General features: G+C 70.7%; 12 protein-coding genes. All 12 read left to right on the top strand.

Annotated elements, in window-relative coordinates; genetic code table 11:
• The first annotated feature begins 168 nt into the window (after positions 1 to 168).
• The 12 genes from OIE74_RS04685 (at position 169) to OIE74_RS04630 (ending at position 12679) form a co-directional block, all read left to right on the top strand.
• Complete coding sequence (locus OIE74_RS04685; protein ID WP_329378699.1) at positions 169 to 2202, top strand: oxidoreductase; 2034 nt, start codon at positions 169 to 171, stop codon at positions 2200 to 2202.
• 101 nt (positions 2203 to 2303) lie between these two features.
• Positions 2304 to 3386 carry a class I SAM-dependent methyltransferase gene (locus OIE74_RS04680; RefSeq protein WP_329378697.1) on the top strand — a complete coding sequence of 361 codons (1083 nt, stop codon included), beginning with the start codon at positions 2304 to 2306 and terminating at the stop codon, positions 3384 to 3386.
• Complete coding sequence (locus tag OIE74_RS04675; RefSeq protein ID WP_329378695.1) at positions 3383 to 3694, top strand: hypothetical protein; 312 nt, start codon at positions 3383 to 3385, stop codon at positions 3692 to 3694. The genes OIE74_RS04680 and OIE74_RS04675 overlap by 4 nt, the downstream gene beginning before the upstream one ends.
• Positions 3694 to 4143 (top strand): nuclear transport factor 2 family protein, encoded by a 450-nt coding sequence (locus tag OIE74_RS04670; protein WP_329378693.1) that lies wholly within the window; start codon positions 3694 to 3696, stop codon positions 4141 to 4143. The genes OIE74_RS04675 and OIE74_RS04670 overlap by 1 nt, the downstream gene beginning before the upstream one ends.
• The gene (locus tag OIE74_RS04665; RefSeq protein WP_329378691.1) at positions 4140 to 5261 is read left to right on the top strand and encodes an ABC transporter substrate-binding protein; all 1122 of its coding nucleotides are present in this window, start codon (positions 4140 to 4142) and stop codon (positions 5259 to 5261) included. The genes OIE74_RS04670 and OIE74_RS04665 overlap by 4 nt, the downstream gene beginning before the upstream one ends.
• Before the next feature lie 48 nt (positions 5262 to 5309).
• Entirely contained in the window at positions 5310 to 6140 is an 831-nt protein-coding gene (locus OIE74_RS04660; protein WP_329378690.1) for an ABC transporter ATP-binding protein, read from the top strand.
• A 12-nt stretch (positions 6141 to 6152) separates the two neighbouring features.
• Entirely contained in the window at positions 6153 to 7022 is an 870-nt protein-coding gene (locus tag OIE74_RS04655; protein WP_329378688.1) for an ABC transporter permease, read from the top strand.
• Complete coding sequence (locus OIE74_RS04650) at positions 7019 to 7771, top strand: SDR family NAD(P)-dependent oxidoreductase (protein WP_329378686.1); 753 nt, start codon at positions 7019 to 7021, stop codon at positions 7769 to 7771. Before OIE74_RS04655 ends, OIE74_RS04650 begins: the two co-directional genes overlap by 4 nt.
• Before the next feature lie 21 nt (positions 7772 to 7792).
• Positions 7793 to 9163, top strand: coding sequence for a M20/M25/M40 family metallo-hydrolase (locus tag OIE74_RS04645; RefSeq protein WP_329378684.1), 1371 nt, complete (start codon positions 7793 to 7795; stop codon positions 9161 to 9163).
• Positions 9160 to 10476, top strand: a complete 1317-nt coding sequence (locus tag OIE74_RS04640; RefSeq protein WP_329378682.1) for an Ohr family peroxiredoxin — start codon at positions 9160 to 9162, stop codon at positions 10474 to 10476. Before OIE74_RS04645 ends, OIE74_RS04640 begins: the two co-directional genes overlap by 4 nt.
• Positions 10477 to 10545: 69 nt before the next feature.
• Positions 10546 to 11436, top strand: coding sequence for an IclR family transcriptional regulator (locus tag OIE74_RS04635; protein WP_329378680.1), 891 nt, complete (start codon positions 10546 to 10548; stop codon positions 11434 to 11436).
• Positions 11429 to 12679 carry a CaiB/BaiF CoA transferase family protein gene (locus OIE74_RS04630; RefSeq protein ID WP_329378678.1) on the top strand — a complete coding sequence of 417 codons (1251 nt, stop codon included), beginning with the start codon at positions 11429 to 11431 and terminating at the stop codon, positions 12677 to 12679. The genes OIE74_RS04635 and OIE74_RS04630 overlap by 8 nt, the downstream gene beginning before the upstream one ends.
• Positions 12680 to 12793: the final 114 nt, after the last annotated feature.

The following is a 12793-nucleotide window of genomic DNA, read 5'->3' as shown; positions in this document are numbered from 1 at the left end:
ACAGCCATGTCCAAAAACTTTCTTGTCATCCATTGACTCGCTCCGCGCCCGACTCCTATTGTTCCGGCCAAAGCAACAGCGTTTCGCTGAACGGAACGTCTTCCGGCTTGGCTGTGTGGAACCACCCGAGGAGTCGTGGTGAAGAACGCAGGCATAGAGCAACTAATCATGCCATTCCGTATAGGTGGCCTCGACGTACGCAATCGTGTGTTCGTTCCGGGGCACACGACGAACTTCGGCCACGCGAATCATCCGACCCGGCGCCATGCGCACTACCACGCCGAACGGGCGCGGGGTGGTGTCGGGTTGATCATCACCGAAGCGGTACGGGTCCACCCCACCAGCGCGGGGCGCCACATCAGCCTCGGCTGTTTCGACGACACCTCGGTACCCGCCTACGCGGCGGTCGCCGAAGCCGTCCACGCACACGGCGCCCTGGTCTTCGCGCAGCTCATGCACGCGGGCCGGCAGGCGAACGGCGACGCCACCCGCACGGCCGCCTGGGCGCCGATGGACGTGCCCTGGGCGACGGGCGCCGCGATACCCCACGCCATGGGACCCAGCGACATAGCGGTGGTCGTCGGAGCCTTCGGCGAGGCGGCCCGCCGGATGGGCGAGGCCGGATTCGACGGCGTCGAGATCCATCTCGGCCACGGTCATCTGCTCCAGCAGTTCCTCTCTCCCTTCACCAACCAGCGCACCGACCGCTACGGCGGCAGCGAGGAGAACCGGCTCCGGCTCGTCCGGGAGGTTCTGGAGCGGGTATGTGAGCGCGCCCCGGACCTGCCGCTGGGCATCAGGGTGAGCGCCGACGAATTCCTGCCGGGCGGCCTGGGACCGGCCGAGGTCATGGCCGCCGTCGGCGAGCTGCGCGCCGAACACCCGCTCGCGTACGTCCACGTGAGCCACTCCGCGTACCACGGCAGTACCTCACTGGCCACGCAGATGGCCGACATGAGCTTCGGGCACGCGCCGTTCCGGCACCACGCGGCCCTGTTCAAGGAGACGTTTCCCGATCTGCCCGTGCTCGCGGTCTGCAGGCTGGACAGCCTGGCCGAGGCGGCGGTGCTGGTCGAGGAGGGTGCGGCCGATCTGGTGGGGCTCGCCCGGCCGCATATCGCCGACCCCCATCTGGTCCGCAAGACACTGGACGGCCGCGCGCACGAGATCCGGTCCTGCCTCGCCTGCAACCAGGGGTGCGTGGGACGGCTGGAGGCGAGCCTGCCGATCTCCTGCGTGGTGAATCCCGAGGTCGGGGCGGAGCACGAGTGGAACGCCGTACGCCTCGCCGGACCGGCCCCCGCCCGGCGGGTCATGGTCGTCGGCGGGGGGCCGGCGGGGATGGAGGCCGCCCTGTCCGCCCGGCGGGCCGGTCACGAGGTGACCCTTGTCGAGGCCGCCGACCACCTCGGCGGCCAGATCGTCCGCGCCGGATCCGTACCGGGCCGGGAGCGGCTGACCCTGATGACCGACGAACTCGCCCGGGACCTCGCCCGCGCCGGAGTGACCGTACGGACCGGCGAACGCGTCGTCGCGGCCGACCTGCTGCCCGGGGGACGGCACGAGGGTTTCGACGGGGTGATCCTGGCGACCGGATCGCTGCCCCGAAGGCGCGAACTCCCCCTGGGACCCCAGTTGTTCGACCTCTGGCAGGCGACAGGCGCACTCTCCGGCAAGGACTCTGACATACCGTCAGCTCTGCGCGGCACGGTGGTGATCCGGGACGACGGCGGCGACTGGCCGGCCGCGTCGCTCACCGAGTGCCTGGCGCGCGAGGGAGCCGCCGTACACCTGGTGACCCCGTCGGCGGCGCTCTTCCCGCGTATCACCACCTACTCCAGGCTCGGCCTCACCGGGCGGCTGGGCGCCCTGGGGGTGAAGGCCCGCCCCCTGCGTACGGTCGTGGACGCCGTCGGCCACCGGGTCACTCTGCGGGACACCCTGAACGGTGACACCGAGGAACTCCACGGCGTCACCGCCATTGTCGACGCGGGCCTGCCGACCGCGGCCGACGACCTCTACCGCGCACTCGACGGCCACCCCGACGCGCCACCGGTGCTGGTCGTGGGAGACGCCAACGCGCCACGCACCGCGCTCGAAGCCATCTACGAGGGACGCATCGCAGGAACGTTTCTCTCCAGTGCGGCGAGCGGTGCCGGAACCCTGGCCACCGCCGGCGCCGCCGCCGTCCCCGCCCACTGAACAGCGCCACCACCGCACCCCCGCAGCAGCTATCACCGCACCACTCCACCCGTTCCGCGTACCGCGAAGCTCCGCCGCACACGTACCGAGAAGGAGTCGTCATGATCGATATCGAGGACCGGCTGACGCTCGACGAGCGCTCCCGAGTCGACTACATCCTGGCCCTGCGCAAGCAGTGGGCCAGCACCGTCTATCCCGCGCTGACGCGGGAGTACGCCGCGGACGGGGAGCCGCCGGCGGACACCGTCGAGCAGGCGGCGAACCGGCTCCACGAGCTCAGCCTCTACCCGTGGTTCAGCCATCTGGAGCGGGTCCAGCAGAAGATGCTGTGGAAGGCGGCCGGTGAGGCGGTGCTCAGCCGGCGCGCGCAGCTCACCGAGCAACTGGCCGAGGCCGCGGCGGACGGCGCGGGCACCCTCACCCTCAACTCGTCCGTCGAACTGCCCTCCTGGTACACGGACTTCGACATCCACATCCAGCCCGGCGGCTTCTACTCCGACGACATGTCCGCCTACGTCTACGAGTTCGGCGCCCGCATCGTGATGCTGCGGGACAACGACGGCTACAAGTTCCACAAGCTGTTCGCGCAGACGGCCCTCCCCGAACTCCCCGCAGCCGAACGGGTCGTGGACATCGGCTGCGGCTTCGGCAAGAGCACCCGGCCGCTCGCGGGCAAGTACCCCGGCGCGGAGATCATCGGGGTCGACCTCGCGGCACCGGGCCTGCGCCTGGCACACGCCGAGGCAGCCGCCGAGGGCCTCACCCTCAGCTACCGCCAGGCCGACGGCCGCGCGACCGGACTGGAGTCCGGGTCCTGCGACGTCGTCACAGGGACGATGGTGCTGCACGAGATGCCGTCCGACGCGGTCCGCGAGACCATCCAGGAGGCCGTGCGGCTCCTCAAGCCCGGCGGGGCGCTCCGCTTCCTGGAGTTCCAGCCGACCGGCGACCCGTTCCGCGACGCCACCGTCTTCGAGCACGCCGAACGGAACAACGAGCCCTTCTTCCACGACCTCTTCGGGTCCGACCTGCTCGCGATGTGCCGGGATGCCGGGCTGACCGGCGCCTCCTGGGCCCCCTTCGACGAGCGCAACGACGGCGTCCGCGAGGACGGCTGGGGCGACCGTCGCGAATGGCACTTTCCCTGGGCCGTACTGGCGGCGAACAAGCCGGAGGAACGATGAGTGACGAGTTCGACTACTTCAAGGACCCGCGCATCGGCAAACTGCTCGACCTGGTCCTGCAACTCAGCACCGATGTCCATGTCACCGCCCAGCGGACCATCGCCCTGGAGGCGCTGCTGGTCAGGAACGGCACGCTGAAACAAGGGGAGTTGGACTCCTTCCTCCCCGAGCCCGCCGAGCAGGTCCTCCTCGACCGCGGACGGGAGGAGATGCTGGGCCGTCTCGTCAGCATCCTCTCCGAGGCGGGACCCGCCGAGCACCCGCTGCGCGATCAGTGGGAAGAGCTCCTGACAAGACGGGCCGGCTGATGGACGCCCGGCCCGAGCAGCCCACCGCCCTGGTGGACCGCTATCTGCGGCTGTGCGAGGACCGGGAGCTGGAGGCCGCGGCGGGTCTGCTGGCACCGGGAGTGGCCCTGGTCTTCCCCGGCGGTCAGCGGCACGCCTCGCTCGCCGCGATGGCGGCGAGCGCCCGCGGTGACTACCGCTGGGTGCGCAAACGGCGCGAGCGGTACTTCGCCGCCCCCCTGCCCGACGGCTCCGGTGCCACCGCCGTCACCTCCCTCGGCACGCTCTACGGGGAAGACCTCGCGGGCAGCCCGTTCGAAGGCATCCGCTACGCGGACGTCTTCGTCGTCCAGGACGGCCTCATCGCCGAACAGCACGTCTACAACGATCTCGCTCTCAGCGGAATATCCCGCTCCACCGCCATCGGCGCACCCTCAGACCCACCGATCCGAACGAGGTGTCGGACATGAAGCGTTCCCTACGAACCGGCTGCGCGGCGCTCGCCGTCGCCGCTCTCTCGGCGACCGCCGCCTGCGGTGGCGGATCGGCCTCCTCCAGCAAGGAGAAAGGCGGCACGGCGACGATCGAGTTCTCCATCGCCTCGGCCGTGATCGGTCCCAAGGAAGAGGTCGCCACCTATGCCGTCGGCAAGGAGGAGGGCTTCCTCGACAAGGAGCGGATCAAGGTCGAGACCTCCAACGCGGACGGCTCGGTGGCCGCGCTCCAGGCGGTCGCGTCCGGCAGTGCCGACATCACCGCCGCCGACGTCGGCGCGATCCTCGCCGCCCGGGAGAAGGGCGTACCGGTCAAGGCGATCGGCGGACTGGTGCAGAACTGGCCCTGGGTGATGGCCGTTCCGCCCGGCAGCGACATCAAGACGGCGGCCGACCTCAAGGGCAAGAAGATCGGCGTGATCTCCCTCGCCTCGGGATCGGCGATCTACGCGAGGGCGTACACGGCGAACGCCGGACTGGACGAGAAGGACGTCGAACTGCTCCCGGTGGGCGTGGGCGCGCAGGCCGCCTCCACCCTCAAGGACGGCAAGGTCGACGTGCTCGCCCTCTACACCCAGGCGTACACAACGATCGAGAACACCGGCACGACCTACCGCTACCTCGACAACCCGGACATGTTCAAGGGCATCCGCTCCATCACCTTCGCGGTGCGCGAGGACACGCTCGACAAGCGCCGCGACGAACTCGCCCGGTTCCTGCGGGCCTCGTACCAGTCGATGCTCTTCTCGGCGGTCAACCCGGAGGCGGCGATGAGGGACGGCTACAAGGTCTTCCCCCAGGTCCTCGCCGGCAAGTCGGCCGACGACCGCATCGCCGGAGACACCAAGATCTTCGAGACCTGGATGAAGTCGGCCACCCCCAGCAGCGGGAACCCCGAGGACTTCGCCGACTGGGGCGCCATCAGCGACCAGGAGTGGCTGAAGACCGAAACGTACACCAAGGAGTCCGGACAGATCACCAAGGACGTCCGGATGGACGACGTCTGGGACGACAGCCTCCTCAAGGACGCGAACGACTTCGACTCCGCGGCCGTCGTCGCCCGCGCGCAGAAGGCCGGGACGGCCACCGAGTAGCACCGACCAGCACCGACCAGAAACGGACCGAGACTTAAGGACGCCAGCATGGCCATCAGAACACTCGGCCGCCGACAGGCGGCTGCCGCGGCCCCCACGGCCGACGAGGCCGCCTGGATCGAGGTGGCCGGACTGGAGAAGCTGTACCGGCCCCGCAGGTCGGAACCGACCCGTGCGCTGTCGGACATCGATTTCCAGGTGCGGCGGGGGGAGTTCGTCTCCGTCGTCGGTCCCTCCGGCTGCGGCAAGACCACGATGCTCAAGATCCTCGCGGGTCTCATTCCCAAGACCGCGGGCACGGTGCGCGTGGCGGGGCGCGAGGTGACAGGGCCGCTGCCGGAGATCGGCATGGTCTTCCAGGCGGCGACGCTGCTGCCCTGGCGCACCATCCTGGAGAACGTGATGGTGCCCGTGGAGGTCCAGCGGCTGGACCGGGCGCGCTACCGCGAACAGGCCCGCCGGCTGCTGAACATGGTCGGCCTCGACGGATTCGAGGGCAAGTACCCGCACGAGCTGAGCGGCGGCATGCAGCAACGAGCCGGTATCTGCCGGGCGTTGGTGCACGATCCGGCGGTACTGCTCATGGACGAGCCGTTCGGTGCCCTCGACGCCATGACCCGCGAGTACATGAACGTCGAACTCCTGCGCATCTGGCGGGAGAGCGGCCAGACCATCGTCTTCGTCACCCACTCCATTCCCGAGGCCGTCTTCCTCTCGGACCGGGTCATCGTGCTCACCCCCCGGCCCGGACGGATCGCCGAGGTCGTGGACATCGATCTGGAACGGCCGCGCGACCTCGGCGTGATGGCATCCGACCGGGCCGGGGTGTACGTGGACCGCATCCGCCGCCATTTCCACGCCACCGGCGTGATGGGCTGAGGAGGCCATCCGATGACGATCACCAAGACCGGCACCGCCGGCACCTCACCGTCGGCCACCGACCCGGGGCCGCCGAAACGCGGCCGCCGCCGGCCGCGCCTGCCCGATCTGCGCGAGCGCCCCGAATTCATCCTGGTCCCCGGCGTGTTCGTGCTGGTCGTCCTGGTGTGGGAGTACGCCATCAGGCCGCTCGGGATCGACGAGTACGTCCTGCCGCGCCCCTCGCAGATCGCGGACGCGCTGTGGACACAGCTCAACGACCCTATGTTCTGGTCCCACTTCAGGGTCACACTCCAGGAGTCCGTGCTCGGCTTCCTGCTCGGTGTGAGCGCCGCGATGATCCTCGGTACCGCGATCAGCCAGGTACGGATCATCGAACGCACCTTCATGCCCTACATCGTGGCGTTCCAGACCGTGCCGAAGGTGGCACTCGCCCCGCTGTTCGTCGTCTGGTTCGGCTTCGGCATGACCAGCAAAGTCGTGATGGCCGCGGTCATCTCGTTCTTCCCGGTGCTCGTCAACGTGATCGAGGGGCTGCGGTCGGCGGACGCCGACCGGATCCAGATGCTGACCGTCTTCGGCGCGAGCCGGGCCCAGGTGTTCCGGATGGTCCAGCTCCCCAACGCGCTGCCGTTCATCTTCGCCGGGCTCGACATCGGGATCGTGTTCGCGATCCTCGGCGCCGTCGTCGGCGAGTTCATCGGTGCCAAGGAGGGCCTCGGCTATCTGCTGCTCCAGACGAACTACAACTTCGACATCGCCGGGATGTTCGCGGTGCTGCTCGTCCTGTCGGTGCTCGGCCTGCTGGCGCACTTCGTCATCCGCTTCGCCCAGCGCCGGCTCGCCTTCTGGTCCGAGGAGAACCGGGTGATCGCGTCATGACCGACCCCGTCCGGCTCGACGGCCATGTCGCGCTGGTCACCGGAGCGGCACGCGGCATCGGCGCGGCCGTGGCCCGCAGGCTGGCCTCACTCGGCTGCCGGGTCGCCCGCGCGGACCTGGCGGCTCCCGCCGACTGGGAGCCCGCCGGGCCGGACGGGGACGGTCACACCCGCCACCGTGTCGACGTCCGCTCCACGGCGTCCTGCGAGGAACTTCTCGCGGAGGTGCTCGCGGCCCACGGCCGTCTCGACCACCTGGTGAACAACGCCGGAATCGTCCGGAGGGGACCGGCGGCGGAGATGACCGACGAGGACTTCACCACCGTCGTGGACGTCAACCTCTCCGGCACCTTCCGGGTCACCCGCGCCGCCCACCCGGCGCTGAAGGCCGCCGGTTCGGCCAGTGTCGTCAACATCGGCTCCACCAACGGCCGGATCGCGGTCCGCGACTCGCTCGGCTACTGCGTCAGCAAAGCGGCCGTGATGCACATGGCCAGGGTCCTCGCCCTGGAGTGGGCACCCGACGGGATCAGGGTCAACGCCGTCGCCCCCACCATCGTGAGCACCGACATGACGGCGGACGTCCGAGGCGACGCCGACTACCTCCGGGACAAGCTCGCCTCCATTCCGCTGGGGCGCATGGCCAGCAGGGACGACGTGGCCAATGCGGTCGCCCATCTGCTCAGCCCCGCGGCGGCGATGACCACCGGCCACACCCTGTTCGTCGACGGCGGCGCCACGATCCACTGACAAGAAGGAAGAGAAGAACCGATGCCCGAACCGGACCTCTCCGCCGCACTCGACGCGGTCGACACCCACTTCGACACCTTCGTGACCGAACTCCGGGACCTGTGCCGCATCCGCAGCCGCCGCCAGGAGGCGGACCAGATGCGTGCCACGGCCGACTTCCTCGCCGGATCCCTCGCCCGCTGGGGCGGCAGCGCCGAGGTCATCCCCTGGCAGGACTCACACCCCTACGTCCTCGGCGAGATACCCGGTGGCCGGCGGTCCCTGCTGCACTTCAACCACTACGACGTCGAGGTCGAGCCCACCGGCGACGACGACGCCTGGACCAGCCCGCCGTACGCGGCGGACGTACGCGACGGAAAGCTGTACGCCCGGGGCGTCGCCGACGACAAGGGGGCGCTGCTCTCCCGGGTGCACGCCGCCGCCGCGTGGCGGCTGGCCGGCCTGGAGGCCCCGGTCACCAGCCGTTTCATCATGGAAGGCAAGAAGTGGCTGCACAGCCCCGGCCTGGACTCGTTCGTCGCCGCCCACCGCGACCGGCTCGCCTCCGACGGGGCGCTGTGGGAGAACTCCTGGGTCGACGGCCAGGGCCGCCCGCTCCTCAAACTCGGTGAGAAGGGCGTCCTCTACCTCCGGCTGACCGCCACCACCCTCAGCCGCGAACTGACCAGCCAGAACACCGCGTTGCTGCCGACGGCCACCGCCCGCCTCGCTGCCGCGCTCAGCACCCTCCAGCGGCCGGACGGCACGGTTACGGTCGACGGATTCGCCGACGGCGCGCGGCAGCCGAGCGAGCACGAGCTCGAACTGCTGCGTCAACTGCCCTTCGACGGAGCCTTTCTGCGGGAGCGGGCCGGAGTCGACTCCTTCGTCGGCGGTCTCGACGACACCGAGGCCGCCATCGCCATCCGCACCAGGCCCACCCTCACCGTCACCGGGATCGAGGGCGGCGACACCCGCGACGACATCACCCTCGGGCTGCCCGCCACCGCGACCGCCAAGATCGAGATCCGGCTGATCGCGGGCCAGGACCCGCAGAAGGTCTTCACCACCCTGCGCAAACACCTGGTGGAGCACGGATTCGGTGATGTGTCTCTGGAGATCATGGCCGCCAGCCGCCCCCATCTCACCGACCACCGGGACCCGTTCGTCGCGCTGGTGGCCGACGCCGCCCGGCGGGCGTACGGCACCGAACCGATGGTCGAGCCCTTCACCCAGTGGATCGGCAACCAGGGCGCCCTGGGCGGCCACCCCATCGTCGGTATCGGCGTGTCCCGCGCGGACGCCGGGATCGACGGCCCCGACGAACACATCCTCCTGGAGGACTACCGCACGGGCGTCAAGCACGTCATCGAGGTGATGGCCGCCATGGCCGCGACGGAGGAGAACCGATGACCACCCATCTGCGGGGCTCCGCCCGCCGCGACTACGTCACCCTGCCGTGGGGCCGGGTCCACTACCGGCACGCCGGTGACCAGGACGCGCCGGTGGTCCTGATGCTGCATCAGTCGCCGCTCTCCTCGGCCACTTACGAGCCGGCCCTGGCCCCGCTGGCGGCCAGGGGCGTACGGGCCGTGGCCGTGGACACCCCCGGATTCGGGATGTCGGACGCGGCTCCCGGGCCCTGGTCGATACCGGAGTACGCGCGGGCCGTCTGGCAGATCGCCGACGCGATCGGCCTCGACAGCGTCCATCTGCTGGGCCAGCACACCGGGGCGATCGTGGCCGCCGAGGCCGCGCTGCAACAGCGTCGACGGGTCCGCGGACTGGTCTTCCAGGGCATCCCGCTCTACTCCGACGACGAACGGGCCGAGAAGTCCGCCTCATACGCGCCCGGTTACACACCCGCCGAGGACGGCGGCCATCTGCGGGTGATCTGGGACCGTGTGCGGTGGCTGTACCCCACGATCGGCGCGGAGTCCGCCAGCCGCCAGGTCGCCGAATACCTCAGCGTCGGCCCCGACTACGCGGTGGCCTACCGCGCGGTCTTCGCCCACCGTCTCGACACGGCAGCCCTCGCCGGCATCCCCACCCTGCTGCTGCACGGCGGCGACGACGTGCTCAACCGGATGAACAAGGAGGTCCAGGCCGCCTTCCCGGACGCGCCGCTGACGGTGATCCCCGGCGGCACGGACTTCGTCGCGGAGGAACAGCCGGAGGAGTTCGCGTCCGCGCTCGCCGCCCACGTACGGGCCCACGCGGACGGCGAGTCCGACGGGGCAAGCGCGGCCGGCGCGCAAGGCCGGGGCACCGCCCCCGTACCGCCGTCGAAGCCCTTGTACACCGCGACGGTCGAGGCCGAGGGCGGCCGGGCGGGCCGGGTCCGCTCCCTGACCGGCGCACTGGACCTGCCGCTGTCCCGTCCGGCAGACCGTGCCGACGGAGATCCGGGCAGCGACCCGGAAGAACTCTTCGCCGCCGGTTTCGCCGCCTGCTTCCGCAGCGCGCTGGACGTGGCGGCCCGGCGGCGCCGTACCGCGCTCGCCGCGACGACGGTCACCGCCTCGGTCACCCTGGGCACCACCGCGCCCACGGGCGGCTCAGGCCCCGACCGCTACGGTCTCGCGGTCGCGCTGCACGTCAGCGACCCCGGCGTACCGACCGACGAGCTCGCCGAACTGGTCGCGGACGCCGACCTGATCTGTCCCTACGCCAACGCGATACGCGGCAACATACCGGTGTCCACACAGGTGACAGGGAAAGGCTGAGCGGCTTGTTCCCTTGCCCCCGTCCCCCCACCCGGCCGCGCCGGCGGCCACGACACGACAGAGGACCCCATGACCACCGAGGACAGCCTCGCCCACCCGGACCAGCCCCGATCGGGCATCGCCCGCGCCCTGGCGGTCATCGACGCCATCGGCCGTTCGCCGCAGAAGCACGGGGTGTCGACGATCGCCCGGGAGACCGGTCTGTCCAAAGCGGTGGCCTACCGGATCCTGCGGGAACTGGTGTCGGGTCAGTTCCTGCGCTTCGACGAGGACACCAAGCTCTACGGTCTCGGCCCCGGGGCCCTGAACATCGGCCTGGCCGCCATGCGTGAGCTGGACATACCCGCTGTCGCGCACCGTCATCTCGCGACCCTGTCCGAGCTGACCGGCCAGACCAGCACCCTGTCCGTGCGCCAGGGCTGGTCCCGCGTCTACGTCGACCAAGTGCTCTCCCGCCACGAGATCCGGATGTCCGTCGCGCTCGGCACCAGCCATCCGCTGCACGCCGGGTCGTCGTCCAAGGCGATCCTCGCGGCGCTGCCCGACTCGGAGGTGGAGGACTACATCGGCCACCACGAGCTGGACAGGGTCACGGCGGCCACGATCACCTCCGCCGACCTGCTCAGGGAGGAGATCGCCCGGATCAGGAGTCTCGGCTACGCGGCCAGTTACGGGGAGCGGCAGACCGAGGCGGCCAGCGTCGCCGCCGCCGTGCACGGGGCCACCGGACAGGTGGTCGCCTCGCTGTCGGTCTGCGGCACCAAGGCGATGTTCGACGGCGACGGCAGCAGCCAGGAACGGCTGGGCGAAGCGGTGGCCAGGGCGGCGGCGGCGGTCTCCGCCGATCTGGGCGCCGGGCACCGGAGCCCGGCGGGCGCCCCGGCGGGCGTGACGCCCGTACCGCGGCAGAACGGGCGGGCAGGTCTGTCCGCCGTCCCACGAGAGGAGCACCATGAGTGACCCGACCGCCCCGGCGGAGGGCTCCGCCGAGGTCCCGGCGGCCCCGCCGGGACCTCTCCACGGACTGCTGGTCGTCGACGCTTCGACCATCCTCGCCGGCCCGCTCTGCGCCCAACTGCTGGGCGACTACGGCGCGGACGTCATCAAGATCGAGCACCCCGTCGCCGGCGACGGCATGCGCGGGCACGGCCACACCAAGGACGGCCACGCCCTGTGGTGGAAGGAGATATCCCGGAACAAGCGCACGGTCGGCCTCAGTCTCTCCGTCCCCCGGGGCGCGAAGATCTTCCGCTCCCTGATCGCCCGTGCCGACGTCCTGGTCGAGAACTTCCGCCCCGGCACACTGGAACGCTGGGGCCTCGGCCCCAAGGAACTGCACCGTGTCAATCCGGGTCTCGTCATCGTCCGGATCACCGGCTTCGGACAGACCGGCCCCTACGCGGGCCGGGCCGGATTCGGCACTCTGGCCGAGGCCATGAGCGGCTTCGCCCATCTGACCGGGGCGGACGACGGGCCGCCCACCCTGCCGGCGTTCGGGCTCGCCGACAGCCTCTGCGGGATCGCCGCTTCGTCGGCGGCGGCCATGGCCCTCTTCGCCCGGGAGCGCGACCCGCACCGCCGAGGCCAGGTCGTGGACATGAGCCTGCTGGAGCCGCTGATGACCGCGGTCGGTCCCTCGCCCACGGTCTACGACCAACTCGGCCTGGTGGAAAGGCGGCACGGCAACCGCTCCACCAACAACGCGCCCCGCAACACCTATCTCACCTCCGACGGCCACTGGGTCGCCGTGTCCACCAGCGCCCAGGTCATCGCCGAGCGCGTACTGCGCCTCGTCGGCCACCCGGAGGTCATCGGCGAGCCGTGGTTCGCCTCCGGGGGCGGCCGGGCCGCGCACGCCGACCTCCTCGACGGCATGGTCGGCGACTGGATCGCGGCCCGTACCCGGAACAAGGTGATCGAGGAGTTCACGGCGGCCGGCGCGGCGGTGGCGCCCGTCTACGACGCCCGCGACATCGTCGAGGACGAGCACATCCGGGAGACCGGGATGATCACCGAGGTGGCTGACGACGACCTCGGACCGCTGCTGATGCACAACGTCATGTGGCGCATGTCCCGGTCGCCGGGATCGATCCGCTTCACCGGCCGGTCCCTGGGGGCGGACACGGAGAGCGTCCTGGTGGACGAACTCGGCCTGGACCCCGCCGAGGTGGCGCGGCTCCGGGAGGAACGCACCGTCGCCTGAACCCATCGCCCGAACCCATTGGGAAGCCCGGACCGGACCGGCCGACCCGGCCGCCAAGGACCGCCCCGGCCGCCAACGACCGCACGACGTACCCGGCCCCGTGCCGGGAGCCGC

Origin of the sequence: Streptomyces sp. NBC_01716, from assembly GCF_036248275.1 — a bacterium.
Taxonomy (GTDB): domain Bacteria; phylum Actinomycetota; class Actinomycetes; order Streptomycetales; family Streptomycetaceae; genus Streptomyces.
The sequence above is the reverse complement of the archived record's forward strand: the minus strand, read 5'-3'. Positions and strand labels throughout refer to the sequence as shown.

Coding starts and splice junctions, on each gene's coding strand:
- OIE74_RS04685 (WP_329378699.1), top strand. CDS start 169: ATGCCATTCCGTATAGGTGGCCTCGACGTACGCAATCGTGTGTTCGTT.
- OIE74_RS04680 (WP_329378697.1), top strand. CDS start 2,304: ATGATCGATATCGAGGACCGGCTGACGCTCGACGAGCGCTCCCGAGTC.
- OIE74_RS04675 (WP_329378695.1), top strand. CDS start 3,383: ATGAGTGACGAGTTCGACTACTTCAAGGACCCGCGCATCGGCAAACTG.
- OIE74_RS04670 (WP_329378693.1), top strand. CDS start 3,694: ATGGACGCCCGGCCCGAGCAGCCCACCGCCCTGGTGGACCGCTATCTG.
- OIE74_RS04665 (WP_329378691.1), top strand. CDS start 4,140: ATGAAGCGTTCCCTACGAACCGGCTGCGCGGCGCTCGCCGTCGCCGCT.
- OIE74_RS04660 (WP_329378690.1), top strand. CDS start 5,310: ATGGCCATCAGAACACTCGGCCGCCGACAGGCGGCTGCCGCGGCCCCC.
- OIE74_RS04655 (WP_329378688.1), top strand. CDS start 6,153: ATGACGATCACCAAGACCGGCACCGCCGGCACCTCACCGTCGGCCACC.
- OIE74_RS04650 (WP_329378686.1), top strand. CDS start 7,019: ATGACCGACCCCGTCCGGCTCGACGGCCATGTCGCGCTGGTCACCGGA.
- OIE74_RS04645 (WP_329378684.1), top strand. CDS start 7,793: ATGCCCGAACCGGACCTCTCCGCCGCACTCGACGCGGTCGACACCCAC.
- OIE74_RS04640 (WP_329378682.1), top strand. CDS start 9,160: ATGACCACCCATCTGCGGGGCTCCGCCCGCCGCGACTACGTCACCCTG.
- OIE74_RS04635 (WP_329378680.1), top strand. CDS start 10,546: ATGACCACCGAGGACAGCCTCGCCCACCCGGACCAGCCCCGATCGGGC.
- OIE74_RS04630 (WP_329378678.1), top strand. CDS start 11,429: ATGAGTGACCCGACCGCCCCGGCGGAGGGCTCCGCCGAGGTCCCGGCG.